Source organism: Variovorax sp. OK605, from assembly GCF_900115445.1.
Classification (GTDB): Bacteria; Pseudomonadota; Gammaproteobacteria; order Burkholderiales; family Burkholderiaceae_C; genus Variovorax.
This window is the reverse complement of sequence record NZ_FOWL01000019.1, coordinates 124,410-146,141: the sequence shown is the minus strand read 5'-3', so window position 1 is coordinate 146,141 and position 21,732 is coordinate 124,410. Positions and strand designations below refer to the sequence as shown.

Annotated in this window: 18 protein-coding genes and 5 tRNA genes; 2 read left to right on the top strand and 21 right to left on the bottom strand. The window is 67.2% G+C overall.

From position 1 onward, the window contains the following. Nucleotides 1-92: 92 nt before the first annotated feature. Complete coding sequence (locus BM013_RS34160; RefSeq protein ID WP_093133486.1) at nucleotides 93-1,559, top strand: HNH endonuclease signature motif containing protein; 1,467 nt, start codon at nucleotides 93-95, stop codon at nucleotides 1,557-1,559. A gap of 51 nt (nucleotides 1,560-1,610) precedes the next feature. On the opposite strand, the gene BM013_RS34155 is transcribed toward BM013_RS34160, so the two are convergent. Next, nucleotides 1,611-1,886, bottom strand: coding sequence for a hypothetical protein (locus BM013_RS34155; RefSeq protein ID WP_256221822.1), 276 nt, complete (start codon nucleotides 1,884-1,886; stop codon nucleotides 1,611-1,613). Nucleotides 1,887-2,227: 341 nt separating this feature from the next. On the opposite strand from BM013_RS34155, the gene BM013_RS34150 reads away from it, so the two are divergent. Further along, nucleotides 2,228-2,746, top strand: coding sequence for a DUF4431 domain-containing protein (locus BM013_RS34150; RefSeq protein WP_177225646.1), 519 nt, complete (start codon nucleotides 2,228-2,230; stop codon nucleotides 2,744-2,746). A gap of 72 nt (nucleotides 2,747-2,818) precedes the next feature. Here BM013_RS34150 and BM013_RS34145 read toward each other — a convergent pair whose 3' ends face one another. The 20 genes from BM013_RS34145 to BM013_RS34050 all read right to left on the bottom strand — a co-directional run bounded on the left by BM013_RS34145 (nucleotide 2,819) and on the right by BM013_RS34050 (nucleotide 21,717). Next, entirely contained in the window at nucleotides 2,819-3,034 is a 216-nt protein-coding gene (locus BM013_RS34145) for a hypothetical protein (RefSeq protein WP_218153716.1), read from the bottom strand. A gap of 106 nt (nucleotides 3,035-3,140) precedes the next feature. Beyond that, nucleotides 3,141-3,467: a hypothetical protein gene (locus BM013_RS34140; protein WP_093133477.1), complete on the bottom strand. Its 327-nt coding sequence runs from the start codon at nucleotides 3,465-3,467 to the stop codon at nucleotides 3,141-3,143. A gap of 9 nt (nucleotides 3,468-3,476) precedes the next feature. Next, nucleotides 3,477-3,806: a hypothetical protein gene (locus tag BM013_RS34135; RefSeq protein WP_093133475.1), complete on the bottom strand. Its 330-nt coding sequence runs from the start codon at nucleotides 3,804-3,806 to the stop codon at nucleotides 3,477-3,479. A 5-nt stretch (nucleotides 3,807-3,811) separates the two neighbouring features. Then, nucleotides 3,812-8,383, bottom strand: coding sequence for an RHS repeat-associated core domain-containing protein (locus tag BM013_RS34130; RefSeq protein ID WP_093133472.1), 4,572 nt, complete (start codon nucleotides 8,381-8,383; stop codon nucleotides 3,812-3,814). A 15-nt stretch (nucleotides 8,384-8,398) separates the two neighbouring features. Beyond that, entirely contained in the window at nucleotides 8,399-8,839 is a 441-nt protein-coding gene (locus BM013_RS34125; RefSeq protein ID WP_093133468.1) for a DcrB-related protein, read from the bottom strand. Between the two features lie 41 nt (nucleotides 8,840-8,880). Continuing rightward, the gene (locus tag BM013_RS34120; RefSeq protein WP_256221821.1) at nucleotides 8,881-9,336 is read right to left on the bottom strand and encodes a hypothetical protein; all 456 of its coding nucleotides are present in this window, start codon (nucleotides 9,334-9,336) and stop codon (nucleotides 8,881-8,883) included. 26 nt (nucleotides 9,337-9,362) lie between these two features. Continuing rightward, nucleotides 9,363-12,536: a type VI secretion system Vgr family protein gene (locus BM013_RS34115; protein WP_093133464.1), complete on the bottom strand. Its 3,174-nt coding sequence runs from the start codon at nucleotides 12,534-12,536 to the stop codon at nucleotides 9,363-9,365. A gap of 40 nt (nucleotides 12,537-12,576) precedes the next feature. Continuing rightward, the gene (locus BM013_RS34110) at nucleotides 12,577-13,059 is read right to left on the bottom strand and encodes an Hcp family type VI secretion system effector (protein ID WP_093133462.1); all 483 of its coding nucleotides are present in this window, start codon (nucleotides 13,057-13,059) and stop codon (nucleotides 12,577-12,579) included. Nucleotides 13,060-13,279: 220 nt separating this feature from the next. Next, entirely contained in the window at nucleotides 13,280-14,272 is a 993-nt protein-coding gene (locus BM013_RS34105; RefSeq protein ID WP_093133458.1) for a hypothetical protein, read from the bottom strand. A 16-nt stretch (nucleotides 14,273-14,288) separates the two neighbouring features. Beyond that, nucleotides 14,289-14,774: a hypothetical protein gene (locus BM013_RS34100; protein ID WP_093133455.1), complete on the bottom strand. Its 486-nt coding sequence runs from the start codon at nucleotides 14,772-14,774 to the stop codon at nucleotides 14,289-14,291. Beyond that, nucleotides 14,771-16,108 (bottom strand): hypothetical protein, encoded by a 1,338-nt coding sequence (locus tag BM013_RS42165; RefSeq protein ID WP_093133453.1) that lies wholly within the window; start codon nucleotides 16,106-16,108, stop codon nucleotides 14,771-14,773. The genes BM013_RS34100 and BM013_RS42165 overlap by 4 nt, the downstream gene beginning before the upstream one ends. Nucleotides 16,109-16,165: 57 nt before the next feature. Further along, nucleotides 16,166-16,522, bottom strand: a complete 357-nt coding sequence (locus tag BM013_RS34090) for a DUF4150 domain-containing protein (RefSeq protein ID WP_093133451.1) — start codon at nucleotides 16,520-16,522, stop codon at nucleotides 16,166-16,168. Beyond that, nucleotides 16,519-17,871: a DUF2169 family type VI secretion system accessory protein gene (locus BM013_RS34085; protein ID WP_093133448.1), complete on the bottom strand. Its 1,353-nt coding sequence runs from the start codon at nucleotides 17,869-17,871 to the stop codon at nucleotides 16,519-16,521. The genes BM013_RS34090 and BM013_RS34085 overlap by 4 nt, the downstream gene beginning before the upstream one ends. Before the next feature lie 19 nt (nucleotides 17,872-17,890). Continuing rightward, a complete protein-coding gene (locus BM013_RS34080) occupies nucleotides 17,891-20,152 on the bottom strand; it encodes a type VI secretion system Vgr family protein (RefSeq protein WP_177225645.1) in 2,262 nt (753 codons plus the stop codon). A gap of 210 nt (nucleotides 20,153-20,362) precedes the next feature. After that, the gene (locus tag BM013_RS34075; RefSeq protein WP_093133445.1) at nucleotides 20,363-21,115 is read right to left on the bottom strand and encodes an SIR2 family NAD-dependent protein deacylase; all 753 of its coding nucleotides are present in this window, start codon (nucleotides 21,113-21,115) and stop codon (nucleotides 20,363-20,365) included. Nucleotides 21,116-21,157: 42 nt separating this feature from the next. Continuing rightward, nucleotides 21,158-21,243: transfer RNA gene (locus BM013_RS34070), tRNA-Leu, on the bottom strand. 12 nt (nucleotides 21,244-21,255) lie between these two features. Next, nucleotides 21,256-21,329, bottom strand: a tRNA-Cys gene (locus BM013_RS34065). Nucleotides 21,330-21,447: 118 nt separating this feature from the next. Beyond that, a tRNA-Asp gene (locus BM013_RS34060) sits at nucleotides 21,448-21,523 on the bottom strand. A 25-nt stretch (nucleotides 21,524-21,548) separates the two neighbouring features. Further along, nucleotides 21,549-21,624, bottom strand: a tRNA-Trp gene (locus BM013_RS34055). Between the two features lie 15 nt (nucleotides 21,625-21,639). Continuing rightward, nucleotides 21,640-21,717: transfer RNA gene (locus tag BM013_RS34050), tRNA-Pro, on the bottom strand. Between the last annotated feature and the right edge of the window lie 15 nt (nucleotides 21,718-21,732).

The following is a 21,732-nucleotide window of genomic DNA, read 5'->3' as shown; positions in this document are numbered from 1 at the left end:
CCACACGCTCGCCCAAAGCGCTCGCTTTGTGGCGCCAGTGCCTCGTCTGTTGCCGAACAGGCCCTGGCGAGCCGCAAATCTCCTGAACTGACATGAATTTTTCAGAAATCGCCATGAGCAAAACCCCCAACTTCAGCACACCTCACAACGCCGCATTCCACGAACTAGGTGGCCAAGCAGCTGGGCAACAGTGGTCTGCATTCGACGTCAGCATGAGCACCGCAGAAAGAGACGGCGCGAACGTGCTAGTAACGACGATCTGGAATTACTACATCGACAAGTCGGACTCCGCAGGGGAGCCGCACCGAATCCCCGCAGTTCAACGAGATAGGCAAAGCGGCGACCTTTGGTACAGGCTGGCTGAAGAGCCAAAGACAACGGACTCAGGAACCAGCAAGGCACACCGTCACCGGCTGGACATCGCGCTCGAGGAAAGCGTCCCTATTGTTGGATTCCTAAAAGACCTAGAGACCGGCGCGGCGGCGTTGAACGCCGTCTTTGATTGCACGATGGTGGCCTATGACATTCAACGACCCGGTGCATTGTGGGTTCAACTCACGCCACGCGTTTCGTGCGAATTCGAGGTCGGTGATTTCAATGTCCGCGATATCGCGACACTGGAGCAACTACTTCCAACGGTTGACGAGGTATTACTCCTCGGCGAACAACCAAGGCCAGATGCGGAACAACCCAACGGCCCCTATCGCTACGGGAGCAAAAGAACCTGGGAAATTGTTCTCGATGCATTGATTGAACTCGACGGCGCCGCGTCGATGGCGGAGATCAAGCGGGTTGTCCTTGCAAAAATCCCAGGGTTCGAACTAGGCAACTTTTTCCCGGACCTCTCCATGCTTTCAGTCAACAGTGCGTCGCGTGGTCAGTACGGCGTGAACGTACGACCTCGCAGAACGGACAGCGGCAGCGAGTACGACCAAATCTATCGGGAGGGGCGCGGCCGACAGACTGTTTACAAGCTGTACGACATCACCCGTCACGGGGTTTGGGAGTTGTATCGCCCGTTGATCGGCAAGACGCTGAAGGTTCGGCAGACCGAGGATCCATTGCTCCTCAAGTTAGAGGAGGCCGAACGAGAGGCAGAGCAAGCGGGCATTTTTGACCCGACCGACATTGAAGATGCCAGATCAAAGACCCTTGCCGCCGTCGTGCGTCGGCGTGGGCAGTCAGCTTTTCGAGACGCGCTGCGAAATGCCTATGAGGATCGGTGCTGCCTCACCGATTGCAATCTCGTTGACGTGCTCGAAGCCGCGCATATCCATCCCTATCGCGGTGACCAGACGAACGTTGTCTCGAATGGCCTGCTTCTTCGAGCAGACATTCATACATTGTTCGACCTGTTTTTGCTACGCATCGATCCAACGAGCCTCACCGTTCATGTCAGCCCCAAACTGATCGGAACAGAGTACGCGTCGCTTCAAGGCAGACGAATTACAACGCCTGTCGATCCTGGAAAAGCCCCCAGTCCCAAGGCACTCAAAGTCCACGCGAACTCCTGCGCTTGGTATTCTGCGCACCCAGGTGCTGACGCCGCCGCCTCGTGAGGGATCTTGGATGCCGTGCTTCGACAGCTTGTCGCTCACCTTTTTATCAAGTCACCTAGGCGTCGACAGGTCCGCCTCGTTGAGCCGCATCAGCACCTGCTGCGAAAGCGCCGCGACTTCATCGGCAAGGTCTGACGCGATCCACATCACGCTGTCGCGGTTCACCTTGCCTATTGCGTCGAACCATACGCTGCAGTCCCCGTAGCAACATTTCAGCAATGATTGCAATTGAGTCGACTTTTTCTCAAGAAGGTCGGCCGCGTCTGCGGGGGCGGTTGCGCTGCGGGGGGTGGGCGTGGCTTGCCCGGCGATAATTTCGTCAGCCATTTGATGTGCGCTCCTGCAAAGTGTTTGCACGTTGAGTGGTCAGACGGTCAGGGTGTTAGCGCACCTTGGCCGTCGCCTTTTGTGCCTCACATAGCCATCGCTGCGGTGTGCATTTCGATGTCCCGCCGTGAGGCGCGGCGGTCGTTCAAATGTAAGAACAGAAGCGTCAACGCGGGGCTGCAATGCGGCGAACAAACCGCGCATCAAGCCAACTTTTCCCACATCGGTGAGCCAAAGAAATGCGCTGCCGACAACGCCGGCAACAGCACGCGTCGCGCCGAGCGGCCTTCACAATCGGCGGTCCGCGAGATTCGGCTCCGTGGAAGAAGCGTGGCAATGACTTGGCCAAGCACATCCTGTTCGGCGCACTGACGATGGCTCTCGATTGCTTCTCGCGCTGGCCATTGCGCGGCATCTTTCAGGCCATGTCGACCGCCCGCCCAGACAACTCCGAACAACAACGCACGCCCTCTGCAATGAACCGCTTTCTCGCCACCCTGGCCCTGGCACTCTTCGCGTCGATCGCCACCGCCAAGACCCTGCCCTACGACCCCGCCGTCGTCACCCTGCAAGGCACGCTGCTCTCCGGTGACGGCATGACACCCGACGGCAAGAAGCTCAAGTTCCCGGCGATACGGCTCGCCGAGCCGATCTCCGTTCCGGAAGACGAGCCGCGCGACTGGTCCGCCGAAAAAGGCGTGGTGCTGCTGCACCTGGCGCTCGACGACAAGAACATGGCGGCGTTCAAGCGCCTGAAGGGAAAGCCGGTGAAGGTCACCGGCAAGCTCTTTCATTCGGACAACGGCAACCACCAGACGAACGTTCTGATCTTTGCTGTGTCGATCACGCCGATCGAGTAGCCCTGCATCTCTCGGCGTGGCGAAGGTCTTGAGTTTCTGGATCGCCGGTCCAATGACAGCTCGAGGGGCAAGTCAAACGATGTCGGCGTACAGGCTCTCGAACACGGTCGCGGGCAATCCGTCGAGCTGCGTGGTGCAGGCCGGCGCGGGCAAGAAGAAGTACGCATGCGCCACTTCCTGCAGACCCTGCGCGGCAAGAACGGAGCGGCCCGCGTTGATCGAAGTCTTGACCACTTCGGGCAACCGCGCCGGATCGATCGGGTGATTGGCCGTGCCTCGCTCGACCATGCCCCACTTCCTGTCGAAGCAGTCGACGGCGAACAGCGGTGCCTTGGACGAGATGTAGAAACGAATGGCGGCAGTGCAGGCGTCTTCGGCTCAAGGTGCCGGAGCATCAGTCGCAGAACGCCGCGAGCCCCATGCCTTGTGCCACTGCGCGGGTCAAGATCGCGTGCATCGACTTGAAGGCCGCAATGTGCCCGCGTTGAGCGCCAGGTTCGGGGGCGCTGGTGGTGAATATCTCGAGCATGGTCACAACCTGCTCGGCACGCAGCAGCGAATCGTCGAAGTACTTGAGGTTCACGCCTTCCCGGATGCACTTGTCGAACAGCGCTGCGAGCGAGCGATGCGCGTCAAGATCGACGCAGCCCGCATGCTCCAGGCCGCTGGGATCTTTCGGCAAGTGCCGGCGTGCCGGTTCGACAAAGTAGATGTCGAGCATTCGGCACCGCTATCGAGGCATCCGCTTCGCCAGTTCGGCGCGGGTCAGGTCCAGGCCGTCGGCATACGGAGTCAACGGCATCCCCAACTTCTGCTCCAGGGACTTGAGCCACTGGAAGAAATCGACGGCTTGCGCTTCTTCGGCCTCGCCCATCTCGAAGATTCCATTGCCTGCGTGCGAGGTTTGGACGAGCTCGATGAGCGACGTGAACGACGCCAGGTCTTTCGCTATGTCGGCCAGATCCAGCGCCCTGATGCCGCGGATCAAGCTCAACTCTTCGTCGAGCGACGCGACGGTAGGCAACTTTGCGGCAGCCTCCAGTAGTTCTTTCGGGGTCATGGGCACTAGAAGGGCGAGTTGATGAGCGGAATGTGCGCCCCATTGGGGTTAGACCCGAAAGTACCCCAAGTTCCATCGGTTCGGAAGTTCCCGCTCGGTCCCTTGATGCTGACGGTGGGCCCCAGCGCCGCGTTGGAGGTCGGCCAGTTGCCGACCGCCGTCGGATTGGCGCCGTGGCCGTGCGCCGAATACGGCGCTGATTCGTACTTGAAGCCCCCCGACGGAAACTTGGTCGCGTTCGGGGTCCAGTTGTTCGGTAGTCGGTTCTGGTTGGCCCACGCGGCCAGGTCGCCGTAATCGACCTTGCCGTTGCGAACGAGGTCCGCCGGATTGCTGGGCCGCGATGTGAAGCGTCCCGTCTCGTTGTTTCTCCATCTGTTGGTTTTGCTGTTGAAGCTGCAGCTCAACCCCCACGGGTCGACCCAGGCGATCGGGTTTGGCGCGTACCCGTGCAGGTTGAAGCCCCCAGCCAGGCCGATCGGATCAGGCTGAATGAACCGCCCGATGTCCGGGTCATAAAACCGGAAGGTGTTGTAGTGCAGCCCCGTGTCCCGGTCCAGGTACTGCCCCTGGAAGCGCAGGTTCTGCTCGACGGCCTGGGGCGCTGCATCGACAGATGCGGCCGGACGGCCATTCAGGGCCGTGACTTCCCATTGCTCGGCAACGGTCGCGCCCCACGTCCTGTAGCTCGCGCGCCAGCACAGGTTGCCTTCGCTGCTGCTCAGTTCTTCCGGCAGGCCGGCCGGGTCGTTGTGAAAGTGAAAGACCTGCGCCACGGCCGATGCCTGGGCCGGCTCGGCCTTCGCGTCGAGCCGCGCCATCGGCACATGGCCGTCGGGCTCGTACACATAGCTCACCACCTGCGCGCCCCGCCGCTCCTCGATCAGCCGCATTCCCTCCCAGACGAACCGCGTGCCGCCGAACGCATCGTGCTTGGCCACGCGCCGCCCCATGGCGTCGTAGTCGAAGCGCGTGACCTGCGTGGTGGCCTCGGGCGTGCGAGGGCGCCGCGTGGTGTGCACCGCCACAAGCCGGCTCTCGTCGTCCCACTCGAAGCGCTGCTCGGTGTGCTTGCCCGCCCGCTTGCGCACCAGCCGGCCGTGGCCGTCGTAGCTGTAGCGCTTGTCCTCGAACACGCGCACGAGGTTGTCGCGCACGTAGCCGGGTGCGGCGCCTGAGGCCGCGCCACCGATCGGCGCGTCGAGCAGGTTGCCCGCGGGGTCGTAGGCAAAGCGTTCCTGGTTGGCCGCGCCGGCAGCGCCGCCAGCGCCAGCAGCGCCAGCAGCACCGGCGGCACCGGCAACGCCCGTGCGCGCGGTCGCCTCGATGCGCCCCGTGGCGTCGTAGCGGTGCGCCGCGGCGCCCAGCAGCGAATGCCGGCTCTGGCGCAGTTCGCCCACGGGGTCGTAGCTGTATTCCTTCATCAGCCCGTCGAGCAGGTGCGCCTGCGGCGTGCCGCTGTGGTCGATGGCCTGGCGCCATGCGGCGTCGCGTGGCGAGAAGGCGGTGTTCAACGAACCTGGCCGGCACCACGCGGCGGCGCGACGGCCCAGCGGGTCGAGCGCGAAGCGGGTCGACAGCGCGCCCTGGCTGCGCGCCACCTCGCGGTGCAGGTCGTCGCGCTCGATGTCGCTGATGAGCTGGTGCACCGCGGGCGCATCGCCGTGCCGCTGCGACAGGTTGACCTGGTGCAGGTGGCCGGAGCCGTAGTACAGGTAGTTCAGCGCGCGCTGCACGCCCTGCTGCCCCGCCATGGCGGGCAGCAGGGTCTGCGTGCGGTTGCCGAGTTCGTCGTGCGTGTGGCCCAGGCTGTGCGTTTCGCCGGTGAGCTCGTCGACGGCGGTTTCGCCGACCAGGCGGCCGAGCTTGTCGTAGGCGAAGGCGGTGCGATGCAGGGCGCGCAGCTCGTCGCCCGCGCCGGGCTGCACCACCTCGAGCTTGACGGCCTCCGTCAAGCGGTCGAGCGCGTCGTAGCGGTAGCGGTAGTGGTGGCTCGCGGTGCGCTTCTCGACGAGGCGGCCGACGGCGTCGCGCAGCAGCTCGGTGCGCAGGGGCCGGGCCGCGCGCCGCGGCTCGGCGCTGTCGCGCAGTTCGAGGTCTTCGTCGCCGATGCCCGGCACGTGGGTGATGCACACCGGCCAGCCGTTGGCGTCGTAGTCCACCTGCACGCGCGTGCCGCCCACGCGGCGCTCTTCGACCACCCTGTCGGCGGCGTCGCGCACAAACTCGAAGTGCAGCCCGTTCTCGTTGACGAGCGACTGCAGGCGCTGGGCGCTGTCGCAGTGCCACGCAATGCGGCGGCCCTCGGCGTCCTGCCGCACCTGCGGCTGGCCGCGCAGCCCGAGCGCGAACTGGGTGCTGCGGCTCAGCGCATCGGTGGCGGCCACGATGCGGCCGGCCGCGTCGTGCCTGAAAGACCGGTGGCTGTTGTCGGGCTGCGATACCGACAGCAGCCGGCCCATGGCGTCGTGGGTCAGGCGCGTGCGCTGGCCCGCGGCGTCGGTCACGGCCTGCAGGTGGCCCCAGCCGTCGTAGGCGTAGCGCGTGGTCTTGCCGGAGCAGTCGGTCAGCGAGACCAGTTGCGCGCACGCGTTCCAGGCCATGCGGTGGGTGCCGCCCTTGGCGTCGGTCGTCGCGATGGGCAGGCCGCGCCGGTCGTAGCTGTATTCGGTGACCTGGCCCAGCGGATCGGTCTCGCGCACCAGGTTGCCTTGGTCGCTGTAGGCATAGGTCCACGCGCTGCCGTCGGGCAGGGTTTCCCGCCAGGGCAGGCCGAGCTCGGTCCAGCCGGTGCTGCGGGTGCGCCCGAGCGCGTCGGTGCGGCTGGCCAGGAGCCCCATGGGGTCGTATGCGCAACGGGTGACGGCGCCGCCGGGCTCGGTGATGGCCACGAGCTGGCGAAGCGCGTTGTACTGCGCGTGCCAGTGCTGCCCCATGGCGTCGATGTAATCGGTGACCTGGTGGTCGGCGTTCCAGTGCCACGCAAATTCGCGGCCGAGCTGGTCGACCACCAGGGTCTGGCCAAGGGCCAGCGCGTCGTCCGCGGGGGGCGGCATGCGGCGCACGGTGTAGCGCTCGCCGTCGTTGGTCCAATGGCGGACCACGTGCGCGCCGCTGCCCGCGCCGCGCCATTCGTAGTGGCACTCCAGCCCGGCCGCATCGGCGTGGAAGTGCATGAGGCCTTGCGCGTCGTAGCCGAAGCGGCGCACCACGTCGCCGTTGCGGTGGGTCACGTCGAGCAGGCGGCCTTCGGCGTCGTGCCGGTAGGCCACCAGCAAGCCCGGCGATTCGCCCTGCGCGCCCGCTGCAAGCCGCACGGCGCCCAGGCGCCGGCTGTCGCCCGCGTAGTCGAGCGCGAGCAGGCGGCCGGTGCTGTCGGTCAGCTCGCTCAGCCGGCCCAGCGCGTCGTGGCGCAGGTCGATGAAGTTGCCGTTGCGGTCTTCGAGCCGCGCCAGCTTCAGCGTCTGCGCGCGCGGCGGCTCGTCGCGCGGCGCTTCGAACACGAAGAACAGCCCGCCCGGCACATGAATGAAGTAATGGCCGCTCTCGGTGCGGCACAGGTCCAGCCCGTCGCGCAGGCTGTACTGGCGCTCGCCGGGCTCGATGTCGGGCAGCTCGATCGGCCTGCCCTGCTCGTCGATGAGCGTGACCACGCGTTCGCCCGCGGCGCCGGTGCCCAGCCGCAGCTCCATCGCATAGGGCAGGCTCCAGCCCTGCCCCAGCGCGCCGCCCTGGCGCAGGTCGTGGCTGCTGTAGAAGCGCTGCCACGCAATGGGCAGCGGGCCCGGCAGCGAGAAGTCGAGCTCGCTCTCGCCGCCCAGAAACTTGCCGCCCGTGGCCGCATGCACCGGGTTGCCGAAGGAGCTCACCATGCCGTGGATGCCCATGCCCAGCCCCACCGCGCCTTCGATCAAGCACGGCAGCGCGTTCTTGCCTTGCCGCGCGAGCTTGGGCAGGCAGCGCAGGCCGCGGTAGATCATGACCACGTTGAAGATGGTCACCAGCACCTTGGAGATCAGCGGCACCTCGTCGGCCACCTCGCGCACGCGCGCGGTCGGCCCGCCGATGAAGACGCTGGGCGAGCCTTCGCTGACCTTGGCGCCGCACTCGGTCTGGTCGTCCTTGCGCGAGGCCACGCCCCTGTTGATGAAGACGGTCTCCGCGCCCTCGGCCAGCAGTATCTGCGGCGAGTCTTTCGAACAGCTCACGGTGTCCATCGGCAGGTCGGGCGAGGCGCGCGCGGCGCCTATGGCCTTGCTGTCGATGAACACGTCCGACGATCCGCTGGTGATCATGCCGGTGACAGTGAGGGTCTCGGGCACCAGCGCATCGGCAATCGATTCGCCCAGGCTCGCACCAAGGTAGCCGCCGGCCATGCGCGCGCCCACCACCACCGCACCCGCCACCAATGGCCCCGCAAGGCCGCCGGTGCCCACCACCGCGGCGGCCGCCACGCCCACCGCAAAGCCCACGGCAATGCCGCCGATCAGCCCGCCCGCGAACTTGGCCCAGAAGCGCGCGTGCGCGTTGGTGTGGGCAATGGGGTCGTGCAGCCGCGCGGCGGGTTTACCGGCCATGGTGTGCGCGCGGCGTCAGGCCGCCCTGGGCTGGAAGCTCGCGAGGGTGCGCTGCCAGAGCGCCAGCGCCTCGGCATCGAAAGGCACGGGGCTGCTGGCGGTGAGCACCAGCACCGCGGGGCTGCCTGGGCGTTGCTGGAACACGGCCTGGCGCTGGTACAGCGCCTGCCCGTTCTGCTTGAACTGGGTTGCAAGCTCGATGCCGCGCAGGTTGTGCGCGGGCGAGCCGATGGCGACGTCGCCGCGCGACAGCTCCTTCAGCTGGCTCACCTGCCGCGTGAGGTCGGCCATTTGCCGCGTGACGAACTGCGGCAGGCTCTCCTGCGCCTGCAGTGCGTCGCGGCTCACGATGAGCGTGGTGCCCGAGCCGTCGGGCATGGCCAGCACGTTCATCGAGCGGTCGATGCGGCCGTCGTCGGGCACGTCGAACTGGCCTTCGTTGATGTGGTACCTCATGGGGCTGCTTTCCGGGTGGGCTGCTGGTGCGGGTGGGCCGCTTACGCGGGATCGAAGGCCACATGGGCCAGGCAGTCGGGGTTGCGCTGCGCGAAGCCGAACGACAGCCGGCCCCAGCCGAGCGCGGCGGTGTAGCTGGTCGATTCGTCGAGCGAGCGGCCGCGCGGCACGTCGCTGAGGTCCAGCGCGGCGTAGTGCTGGCGCACCTCGGTCATCGGCACGCAGCGGCCTTGCAGGTCCAGCACCAGAAAGCCCGGGTGCGCGCCCTCGCGCTTGATGCGCAGGTCGATGCGCGACAGCTCGGTGCCGTCGGCCAGGCGCACCGGCGTGCCCTCGAAGAAGCGGAACACGTCGCCGCCCTCGGCATGCGTGTCGCTCAGGGTGGTGCGAAGCGTGCGACCCACGCCCTGCATGGAAAACGGCAGCTGCGCGGCCAGGGCTTCGATGGCCTGCCACAGCGTGACGGCGGTGTTCTCGGTCATGGCGGCCTGGTTCATGGGTGGCGTCTCCTGGAGGGCATGGCTCAGTGCTTGCCGCCATGGCTCTTGTCGTACGAGTTGCCGTAGTACTGCGTGTACTGCTCGCCGGTGGTCGATGTGTGGAGCGTGCCGTAGTACTCGCCGGCGGCGGCCCGCGCGGCCTCCCGGGTGCCGCCCTTCACCATGCCGTTGTAGGCCTCGTTGAAGGCAGCCACGTTGGTGGGGTTCGCGCCCTTCAGGATGTCGACCTTGGCCGCGCGCCAGACTTCGCGCTGCACCTGGATCTGGTTCAGCGCGGCCTCGCCCTCGGAGCTCAGCATGCTGGTGACGAAGGCGGACTTCGACGACACGTTGGGCTTGAAGCGGTACGAATAGACCGCGTGCCCGACCTCGTGCGACAGCGAGGCCGCGCTCCTGTAGGGGTCGCTCGCGTCCTTGCTGTCGATCACGATCTTCTTGACGCCCGGATTGGTGTTGGCGTACGTGCCGCCGCCCGCGGGGCCGTAGCCGATCTTCCATCCCTGGCCCTGCAGGAACTTGAGCTGCCGCTGCAACGTGGGCGACCGCGCGGCAATGGCATCGACGTCGCGGCCCAGCCCGGTCCTGGCGTAGCCGGACCGCGCGGCCGCGGGCACGCTGCGCTGGCTGGCCTCGGCCGACGTGGCGGCCGCCGCGGGCTCCAGGGGAACGGCATCTTCCATCGCGGCTTCCTCGCCCTGGCTGCCCACGGGCGCCTCGCAGTTCAGGAAGATCTTGCCGCCGCGCTGGTCGAGGTCGCCGGTGAAGTTGACGAGGCCCTTCACGCCGTTGATCTTCACGGTGCCGTCGGCCAGCAGCACGATGGACGACTTGCCGCAGATGAGCGAGATGCTGGTCTTGCCGGTGACGAACACGTCCTGCTCGGCCGCCTGGATCACCACCGACTTGCGGCCGGTGACGGTGGCGTTGCTGTCGGTGGAGGTGACGGAGGCGTCGGTCTTCGACACCAGGTTGATGGCGCCCGCGCTCGCGTGCGAGACGATGTCGCCGCCCGACACCACGTTGACCTGCCCGCCCTCGCTCACCTGCGTGAGCATGCCGCCGGCCACCAGCTGCGTGAGCTGCGCGCCGGTGGTCAGGGTCATGGCGGAGGTGGAGCGCATCGACACGCTCTGCCCCGAGCTCACGACGATCGGCTTGGGGCTGATCATGGTCTGCCCTTCGGGGCTCACGATGGAGACCACGGGCTTGTCGATCTTGCGCGACAGGTCGAGCATCTGCTGCGCGTCGGCCATGGCCGGGTCGGGGTTGTCCGACACACCCGCCTCGGGCGCGCCGCCCGCGGCCAGCGCCGCGATGGCCTGCGTCACGCCGCCGGCCGACTGCACGCCCTGCACCAGCCCCATGAGCTGCTGGTTCTTGCCCTGCGCCATGGAACTCACCAGCGCCTTGGTGGACGCCAGCGCCTGCCCCGCGGCCTGCATGAGCGCGTTGCTCTGCGCCAGCGTGGCGCCCATGTGCTCGTGGCCGTCGGGGTTGTCGCGCGAGACTTTCTGCGCGTGGTCCTGCGTGTAGGTGGTCAGCAGCAGGCCCTTGTCGGCGCGAATGGAACCCCACTCGTTGGTGCGCAGCTCGAAGCCGTAGCTGCGCTGCACGCCCGAGCCCTGGTTCATCAGGTAGCCCATGTGCAGGTGCGTGTTGCCGTGGTCGGTCGACAGCTCGATGTGCTCGTTGCCGCGGGCGTCCTCGAAACGCAGCATGTGCTTGCCGCCGCCGCCCTTGCTCCAGTGGGTCTGGAAGCCGGTCTGCGTCTTGTGGCGCGGCAGCTCCCACGGCGGCATCTGCGCGGCGTTGTACACGCAGCCGGTGACGATGGGGTGGTCGGGGTCGCCGTTCAGAAAATCGACGATCACTTCCTGGCCGATGCGCGGGATGTGCATGGCGCCGTAGTTGCTGCCGGCCCACGTCTGCGACACGCGGATCCAGCACGACGAGTTCTCGTCGCGCCGGCCGTAGCGGTCCCAGTGGAACTGCACCTTGATGCGGCCGTACTCGTCGGTGTGGATCTCTTCGCCTTCCGGGCCCACCACCACGGCCGTCTGCGGGCCGGTGGTGCGGGGCCGGGGCGTGGCGCGCTCGGGGCGGTACGGTGCGCTGTCGGGCAGCACGTCGACGGTCTGCCGGTAGCTCGTGCTGCTGGTCGATTCGCTGTAGGCCGCGTCCGCCGCGCCCACCACGCGCAAGGCGTTCTCCTGGAAGTCGTGGCTCACCGCCTCGATCAGGTAGCGCCGGTTGTCCTCGGCGTTCGGGTGGCGCGCCAGCTCGAACAGGTAGCCCGGCGCCATGTGGCGCAGGTTGCCTTCGGCGGTGATGAGCTCGCGCCGCCCGGCCAGTTGCTCCAGCCGCAGGCGCGCGTAGTTCTCGCCGTCGCCTAGCTCGGTGTAGCCGCCGGGCCAGTCGTACCGCTCGAAGCTGTCGCGGCTGTGGCCGGCCGGCTGGCGGCGCAGGGTGTCGATCTCGGCGTTGGGCTTCTTGAAGTCGTAGTCGTCGGCCGCGAAGTTGCCCGGCGCAATGTCTTCGCCGTGGCTCCAGCTGTCGATGAAGTCCTGCTCCAGGATCTGCGCCGCGAGCACGCCCGCGTGGTACGGCACCTTCACCGGGCCGGCGGGCAGCGGCGCGTGCGAGTCGGGGCCGTCGCACAGCACCAGCTGGTGGCTGCCCATGGCGTGCGAGAAGTAGTAGTAGATGCCCTCCTGCTCCATGAGCCGGCTGACAAAGTTGAAGTCGGTCTCGGCGTACTGCACGCAGTACTCCCAGGTGCGGTAGTTGCCGCCGAGCTTCGCGTCGATGGCGAAGCCGTAGGGCGCCAGCACCTCCTGCAGGATCTGCGGGGCCGTCTTGAACTGGAAGATCCTGAAGTCGGAGCGGCGCGTGGCGTACCAGAGCCACGGGCGCAGCGTGGCCTCGTACACGCACATGTCGCCGTCGTCCTTGCCCACGCAGGCAAAGCGCGTGACCTGGCCGCTGATGAAGCGGGTGCCCGGCCCGCCGAGTTCGGTGGCCAGGTTGACCTCTACGGTCATGTCTTCGCCGAGCATGCGCTTGGGCGCGATGCCGGCCATGTCGCTCACGAGCCGCACGCGCGACTCGAACAGGGTGGAAATGCGCTCGTGCCCCGTCATCGAACGGAACTTGAGGCGCTCGCCCAGCGCACTGTGGGCGATGAAGCTGCGGGTCATCGGCCGGTATCGGCGGTACGGGGCGGTGCGCCGACGGGCCTCACGCTTCCTTGTTTTCCTTGATGTTCCAGCCCAGCACCGTCTCGGCGCCCTTGCCGCCCTTGTCGGTCTGCTCCCAGTACTGCTGCTTCACCTTGGCGGCCTGGAAGGCGTACTGCACGAACACCACGTCGGAGCCCTGCTCGGCCGTGTACTGCACCGAGGTGACCAGCACTTCCTCGAGCGTGACGCGGGTGTATTCGATCTGCGAGCCGCCGGCCTTGCAGACCGACACCTCGACCTTGGCCAGGTGCTTGCCGCTGGCGCAGTTCTTCAGCACGGCGGGCGCGGCCTTGTCGATGCGCGCGAGCACCTGCAGGTCGTTGAAGCTGGCCTTGCCCACGCCGCCGCCACCGCCGCTGACCATGTTGCCGGGCTGCGTGGCACCCCACGAGAACGACTTGATGTCGCTCCAGTCCTTGTGGTTCGCGTCCTTCGATTCGCCGTTTGCGCTTTCGACGCGCATGAACATGTCTACTGCCATTTGCTCTGCTCCCTTGGTTGCGTGTTGGATGACTCTTGCCGGAGAGCCCCGCGTGCCGGTGACACGGCGACATGGGACTTTCTTCTTACGAAAGCCGTGGAGCCTTCGCCAGAGCTGAACATTAGGGGAAGTACGCAGGCCGTGCCAGTGCCCAAAGGCACGAGAAGAAAGAACTACAAAACCCGATAGGAAGGCCTGCCAGAGCGGAAGAAACGGCTACTCACGCACTTTCATCGCGCCGCAGGTAGCCCGGCGCCAGCAGCGCGATGCACTCGACGCAGTTGCGCACGGTGTCGCAGTTCACGCGCACGTCCATCTGCGGGAAGGCCCATTTGGCGAAGTTCCACACGGCCATGCCGTCGTCCCACAGCAGGGGCGGCGCCGGTATCTTCTGCCTCAGCACCGCCGGCGTGTCGTCGAAGTGCAGTCCGAAAGGCAGCGTGCCCTTCCATTCGCGGGAGGGGCCGAGCCGGGCGCGCGTGAGGTTGGCGCCGGCGAAGGCAGGCGTGCCGTCGGCGGCGGGCCTGGCCGGGTCGAAGTACAGCTCGAAGCCGAAGGCGCGCCGGCGGTCGAGGTGACCGTCTTCGCTTTCGGCGCGCCAGTTCTCGGTGTCGAAGGACGCAAAGGCCTGCTGGAATTCCGGCGAGTTCATCGACTTGCCGAAGAGCGCGACCAGCGCCTGGGAGTCCGGGTAGCTGGCCGGCTGCACCAGTTCGGTGGGCGGGTAGAACAGGCCGAAGCTCAGGTCGAACACGCCCGGGCGCTCGGGCTGCGTGAGGTCGCCGGGCTGGTAGGTCAGGCTCATGTGGCGCTCGCCGAACCACCAGCAGTCGCGCAGGTAGGCATGCAGCTTGCCGTGGTGCTGCGCCATGCGCTCGCGCACCTGCTGGCGCGTGTCGCTCCATGCGATGCCGTAAGGCATTTCGCCGGTGTATGGGAGGTACTGGCCCTCGACGCCCGCAGTGACCGTGACGGCGCGCAACTGCAGCGTGCCGTTGCCCCACTGCCGCGGCGGCCGGTTCTCCACATAGGCCAGGTCCTGGAAGGACAGGCAGATGCCATGCTTGCTCAGGCGAAAGAGCAGCTCGTACGGGCTGTTGAAGGGCACGGGCTTTTCAGGCCGCCGGCGCACGCCGAGCTCGTCCAGCAGCGCAACGAGCCTTTCGTCGGCGGCATCCGCGCCCAGCAGCGAGACAAAGGCGAACAGGCTCACGGCGTGCCTTGGGGCTTCAGTCCTGCTTCATCCAGTACGAGACCACGCGAATCTGCTGCGCGCTCTTCCACTGGATGGTCAACCTGAAGTCGGGCAGTTCCCAGAAGTGGATGTCGAGGCGGCCGACGCGGGTGGGCGGGCCCAGCTTGGCGACGGCGTCGGCCACCGTGTCGGAAAAGCGCAGGTCCTTCCACAGCGGGCCCTTGTACATCTCGTACTCGTCCTCGTGGCCCCAGAAGCCGCAGTGGGTCATGAGGAAGGGGCCTTCGCCGAGGTCGTGGTGCTCGCGCTCGAACACCAGGCCTTCGTCCTTGAAGGTGTAGCCGATGCCGAGCGGCTGCGCGCTGACGGTGTAGATCTCCAGGCCGCTGTCGAGCTTGGTGGCATCCGACCAGGCGATGCCGAACGGGGCCACGACCTTGCGCCCCGCGTCGCTGTCGAAGGGCTTGGCGATGGCCGAGACGAAGTCCTGGGCCTGCGGGTATTGGCTGGGCGCTTTCATAAGATTCCTTTCCATGGATTCGTGGTTCGCGAGCCCTTGAGTGCATCGTCGATCAGGCCGTTCAGAAACTTCTCGTACTGTTCGTTGGAGATCTTGTCGATGACCTCCGAAGCTTCTTCCAGGGCCTTGGCACAGTCTTTGTGATTGTCACTTTTCTTGATCGCGTCCCTGTGGTTCCTGGTGTCGCGCCGGGCGGCTTCCGCAAGGTTCTTCGAATCCTTGTGGTTGTCGCGGTTGCCGGTGGTGGGGCTCGCCCGGTGGACGTCCTTGGGCACGGCGATGGTCTGCGCGTGGGTGTAGATCTTTCCGCCTTCGCGCTGGCCGTTCTTTGCGACCTTGCCGAACAGCGCGTCGCGCTGCGAGGGCGTGAGGTCGATGCCGTCGTCGCGCAGCATCTTCTCGGCCTTGGCCTTGAGCGACGCCACATTGGGAATGTGGTCGCGCTCCATCTCGTTCTCGAGAAAGTCGCCGGCCTGCTTGCCGTAGGTTGCGCGGCCGCCGCACTTGGGCTTCTTGCCCTTGTTCTTGACCTCGGTGTCTTTCTTCTTCGACCCGCCACCGCCCGCTTCGGTCTCCGCGCCCGCCTTTTTTTCGGCAGCCTTCTTGGCAGCGGCTTCCTCGGTTTTCTTGGCGGCCGCCTCCGCAGCCTCCTTCTCGAGCTTTTCTTTCAGCAGCCGCTCGGCAAGCAGTTTTTCGGCCTGCTTGATCCCCACCCGCTCGCCGCCCTTCAACGCCCCCTTGATGGCGATCTTGCCGGCCTTGGCCGCGATGCCGCCGCCGGGCACCAGGTTGGCCGCGGCCGACGCGCCGGAGATGGCGGCGTTGACGTAGTCGCCCTCGGCCGCGTAGATGGCTGCGTTGGCGCCGTCCGAAAAAATGCCCACCACCGGAATGACGCCGCCGACGTCGAGCACGGTGTGCGTGATGGCGCTGCCCCAGCTGCCCCACCAGCTCTCTTCCTTCGGCGTCTCGGGCTGGGCCTCGGGGTTGGCCTGCTTGGCGGAGCCCTGCGTGGAGGGCGTTTCGCCGACGACGGGGCCCACGGTGTTGCCGTTGGCGTTGGTGCCGCCCGCGCGCGGATCGAGAGAGGGCTTGGGCTTCTTGTCGGTCTCGGGGTTGTCCCACCAGTCCCCCGAGTCCGCCTTCTGCAGCGGCTTCAGGTCCGGCGTCCAGTGGCCGGGCTGGCCCTGTGGAAACTGCTCGCTGCCCCACTGAAGGATCTGGTCGTTGCCCGAGAAGTACCCCTGCGCGGTGACGAGCTCGGGCGTCTTGAAATACTGGAACGACCGCGCCCCCTGGGACGGCGTGGCGTACCAGCCTTCACTGAAGGCCATGGCGCCTCCCGTGGACCGGGGCGCCATGCCGGCGGTCGAAACCCAGCGCCGGCCCGCTCATTGGCCGTTCATCCAGAACAGGTCGTCGTGCCGCACGAAGAGCTTGCCTTCCGCGCGCACGGTGCCGCTGTGTTCCTTGGGGTAGCACTTGCCCTGCACGGTGCCGCTCTTCACGCCCTTGGCGGCGCCGGCCGCGTCGCCGATGGTGGTGGGCACCACGCTCATGTCGTACACGACCACCGGGTGCCCGTTGGCGCGCACGCTGCGCGCCACGGCGGTGGTGCTGTCGAGCTGCGCCGTGACCGGGTAAGGCACGGGCGGAATGGAGCTGCCCATGGGCGTCTTGCAGACGTCGGGGGCGAGGCTCACGACCTTCCAGCCTCCTTGCTTGCGCGCGGCGACGTTGGCGCTCATGGCGTGGGCTCCATGGCGGCGGTGCGCCCTTGCCGTGCGCCGCGCACCAGCGGCGCGGCGGGGTCGGTCTCGAAGCGCGCCTCGATGACACGCACGGGCGCATCGGACGGCACCCACACGCGGTGCACGAGCGACAGCGTCATGCCCTCGCCGTCCACCACCACGGTGTCGGTCACCATGGGCAGCGGCAGCAACGCGCCGTTGTCCAGCCGCAGCAGCACCAGCGCGCGATGCCCCGGCAGCGTGACGCACAGGTGGCCGTCCGGCGTCGAGGCCGGGTCGCTCAGGTTCCACAGCTCGATGCGCGCATCGGGCGGCAGGTACGGAATCTGCTGGTCCGCGGGCGCCGCGTTCCAGTAGCCGAAGTCGAAGTCGCGCGGCGGCCAGGGGTGGCGCTGCGCGAGCCAGGTGTCGTCGTAGGTGCCGGCCAACGCCAGCCGCGGCGCCCAGGCGCGGCCCACCACGCCCAGGCCCGCGGGCTCGCGCCCGTAGCCCTTGGCAACCTCGGCCATGGCGCGCGCGTCGAGGTCGACGCCGGCATGCTTCGCCAGCACCGGCTGCTGCATGCGCTCCTGCGCGGGCTCGATCTGCGGCGCGGGCATGCGCTCGATGTCGGGCAGCCCCGCATGGCGCGCCTGCTCGATGGCGCGCCGGTCGACCCAGCCCTGGCCCAGCGGATTGGAGAAGCACACCTCGTTCAGCAGCGGCGGCTCGTCGTCGCGCGCATCGGGCCGGCGCAGCAGGCTGCGGCCGCCGAAGGCGTGCTCCCACCGCATGGGCAGGCTCGCCACGGGCTCGGACGGCGTGCGCGCCCATTCGCGCCCGTTGCGCAGGTACAGCAGCGACGGGCCGCCGACGCGCAGCCGCTTGTCGAGCACCGTGCGCGGCGCGGCCAGCGCCTCGGCATGGCGCCTGTCTTCGTCCCATGCGGCCTGCTGCTGCAGCGTCAGCCGCGCGCCCGGGTGCAAGGGCTTGGGCGGCTCGGGCGGCTGCGCCCATTGGCGGCCGGCCGTCACCTTCACGCGCACCTCCCATTCGGGCGAGGGAATGCCGCGCGGCGCATGGGCGGTGGCATTCACGATCAGGTCGCAGCGCGGCTTGTAGGGGGCCAGGTCGCTCTCTTCGCGCGGGCTCGATGCGCCCTCCCCGCCCCAGTAGCCGTCGGCCAGCGCCAGGGGCACGGGGTCGTCGTCGTTCACCTCGGCGCGCCACTGCACCGCGTGCGACCCTCGCCGCGCGCGCACGAGCCTGTAGCCCACCTTCATGGCGACGACCCGGTACTCGCGGTCGCCGGGCGTGGCCGCGCGAAAGCACAGGGCGTCGAAGGGCGTGAGATTGCGGAACTCCACGGCGCGGTCTTTCGTGTCCTCAGTTGAGGTCGATGTCCTTGCCGGTCACCTGCACCGGCCCGCTCGCGGAGAAGTCGAAGGACGAGCCGTTGATGGTGACCACGCCCTCGGACGTCATGACCAGCGAGCTCTTGCCGCACACCAGCTCGATGCGTTCGCCGGCCTGCAGGGTCAGCGTCTTGCCCACGTTCACGCGCTTGGACTGCCCCACCTGCTCGGTCTGCATCAGCGCCACGGTGGTGTTCATCGCCGCGCCCACGGTGACCTGGTAGCCCAGCCCGATGGTCAGCGCCTTGGCCAGGCCGATGGTCTCGGCCTTGGCCAGTGCGATGGTCTCCATCTTCGCGCCGCCAATGGTCACGCTGCGGTGCTCGCCGATGTGGATGGTCTCGTTCAGCCCCACCCGCTCGGTGCGGTTCATGCCGATGCCGATGGTCTCGTCGAGGTCGACGGTCTCGGTGCGGTTCTTGTGCACCGTGATGGTCTCGTTCAGGTCGACCGTCTGCGTGCGGTTCTTGTGGATGGTGATGGTCTCGTTGCCGTCGACGGTCTCGGTGCGGTCGTTGTGCACCGTGATGGTCTCGTCGTGGTCCACCGTCTCGGTGCGGTCGTGCTTCACGTGCACGGTCTCGTCGTGGTCGATGGTCTTGGTGCGGTCGTGGCCGATCCAGTGCGTCTCGTCGTTCTCGACTTCGATGTCCTGGTTGCGCTCGGCGTGCAGCCACAGTTGCTCGGCGCCCTTCTTGTCCTCGAAGCGCAGCGCGTTGGCGTTGGCGTCGGTGGCGCCTTCGGAGCTGCGCGTGAGCAGGCCGCTTTGCGTGGCGTTGGCCGGCAGGTCCCACGGCGGCATGTTGTCGGCGTTGTAGACGCGGCCGGTGACGATCGGGCGGTCGGGGTCGCCGTGCTCGAAGTCGACGATCACCTCCTGCCCGATGCGCGGGATCTGGATGCCGCCGAAGTTGGTGCCGGCCCAGGGCGAGGACACGCGCACCCAGCAGGAGCTGCTCTCGTCCTTGCTGCAGTAGCGGTTCCAGTGAAAGCTGAGCTTCACGCGGCCGTATTCGTCGGTCCAGATCTCACGGCCCGCGGGCCCGGTGACGATGGCCGTCTGCGGACCGGTGGTGCGCGGGCGCGGCACGGCGGGCGCGGGCGCGCGGTAGGTCTTGGCGGTGGGAATCACCTCGAAGTCGACCCGGCATTCGAAGGGCTGCTGTTCGCTGGCGTCGCCGATGTCCTGCAGCCACAGGCGCGCGCCCGTCACCAGGTACTGCCGGTTCGACTCGTTCTGCGGATGCCGCTCCAGCGCGAGCAGGCAGCCCGGCACCACCGCGCGCAGGTTGCCCGAGCCGTTGGCGCGCTCGCCCTCGCTGCCGCTTTCTTCCATGCGGGTGCGCGCGATCTGCTCGCCCTCGGACTCCACCACGTAGTCGCCCGGCCAGCCGTAGCGCTCCATGCCGCTTTGCGAGGTCTTGCGCGGCATGGCGCTCACCTGCTGCAGGCGCGCCTTGGGGCGCTTGAAGTCGAAGTCGTCGGTCACCCAGCGCCCGCTTTGCAAGGTCTCGCAGGCGTTGAAGCGGTCGCAGTGTTCCTCGCGCACGGTGTCGTCGGCGCCGTGGAACGGCACCTTCTGGTACGCCGCGTTGGCAAAGGGCTGGTGCGAGGCCATGTCGTCGACGATCACCAGCTTGTGGCTGCCTTCGGCATGCTCGAAGTGGTAGTACAGGCCCCACTCGTGCAGCAGCCGCGAGACGAAGTCGTAGTCGGACTCGCCGTACTGCACCTGGAACTCGCGCGCGGGGTAGCCGCGGGTGGTCTTGATCTCGTGCGCGAAGTCGTAGTCGGCCAGCACCTCGGCCACGATGTCGGTCACGCTCTTGTTCTGGAAGATCCTGTAGTCGCTGGTGCGCGTGGCCAGCGTGAGCCACGGCTCGATGACGGCCTCGTACAGCGCGCGGCGGTTCTCCAGCCGCAGGAAGCGCACGCGCGTGACCAGCCCGCCGATGTGGCGCTTGTCGCCGTCGGCGCCGGGGCGGCCGTCGAGCAGCACGTGCACGGTGAGCGTCTCGCCCACCAGCTGCTTGATGTTCACGTTGGCGGCCTGGCGCTCGTTGTAGCCGGCCTGCTCGGGCGTGGCGAGCGTGACCGTGTAGCGGTACAGCCGGCCGAGTTGCTCTTCACCCTCGATGCGCACCGGCTCCAGCGCCGGCTGGCCGCCCAGCACGGGCATGGCGGCACAAGACACGCTCAGTACGCGGACGGACCGCGCCGGGCCTGATGGCATGACACTCTCCCTGCATTCGAATTGTTCGATGGAACTGCGGCGCTGCGAGCGGCCGCCTCTTCATCGGTGCTCGCGCGTTTGCGTCGTCATGTTCCGCATCAACCGTGACAGATCGATTGCATTCGGACGTTCGAAGGGTGCTATTGCGTCATTCGCCGCAAATTCGGGCGGTTCGCCGACACGCGGGCCGAGCGAACAAAACCATAAGTTTTAAGTTGCGCCGATCTCGGCGAGCCATCGCGCTGCGAGTGCGGGCACGACTTCGGTCGCGTGGCCCTGCAGGAAGGTGAAGCCGCGCGGCACCTCTTGCATGTCGAGCGCCACCAGCACCTTCTGCGCGGCGCGGTCGGCGTACTGCACCAGCGACGCCGCCGGGTAGACGGTGAGCGAGGTGCCCACCACCAGCACATGCGATGCGGTGGCGACGTGCCGCTCGGCCTCGTCGAAGTGCTGCACCGCTTCGCCGAACCACACGATGTCGGGCCGCAGCTGCGTGCCGTCTTCGCACAGCTGGCCCATGGCGATCGGGTCGCCGTCGATGCGGTAGCGCTTCGGGTTCGACTGCGCCGTGCCGCGCGCGTACGCGAGCTGCCCGTGCAGGTGCACGACCTGGCGCGAGCCGGCGCGCTCGTGCAGCGCGTCGACGTTCTGCGTGACGATGACCACCTCGCAGGCCGGCTCCAGCGATGCGATGGCAAGGTGCGCGGCGTTCGGCTGCGCCTGCCACGCCTTCTGCCGGCGCTCGTTGTAGAAGGCCTGCACCGCCTCGGGATGCCGCTGCCAGCCGTCGGGGCTAGCGAGCTCCTGCCATGAGTAGGTGTTCCACAACCCCTTGGCGTCGCGGAACGTGGGCAGGCCGCTCTCGGCGCTGACGCCGGAGCCGGAGAGGACGACGATCTTGCGCGGCTGCGCCTGCGCTTTGCCGGAAAGGCGATCCTGGTTCAGGCTGGAGACGGAGGACATGGCGGGCGACTGTAGGCCAAGCGGTCGGGCTCGGCGGTTGCATGGTCTCTCCAGTCCGACTCGAACGGACACTGCCCGAAGGCTCCAGGGTTTGAGACTGGCGCGTCTGCCGATTCCGCCATGGAGAGAGAAGAAACTGATGGAGGCGCGGCCCGGAGTCGAACCGGGATGGGCGGATTTGCAATCCGCTGCATGGCCGCTTTGCTACCGCACCGGAAGTGGGTTGAAGAAATGGTGGATCGTCTTCGAGTCGAACGAAGTATTCCGAAGAGGCGGGGTTACAGCCCGCTGCAGTCGCCAATGCTGCTCACGATCCATGAGGGTTGAAGAAATGGCGCCCCGCAGGGGAGTCGAACCCCTGGCTTCCTCCTAGACAGGGAGGCACTCTGGCCACTGAGTTAGCGGGACGAAGAGAAAGAACCGAAAGAACCGTTGGCGCGCGCGGAAGGATTCGAACCTTCAACCGTTGGGTTTGGAGTCCAGTGCTCTGCCAGTTGAGCTACACACGCTTGAATGAAAAACAATGGTCTGGGTGGCAGGATTTGAACCTGCAGCCTCCTGCTTCCAAGGCAGGCCGTCTACCAGATTGACAGTACACCCAGAGAATAAAAAGTCGC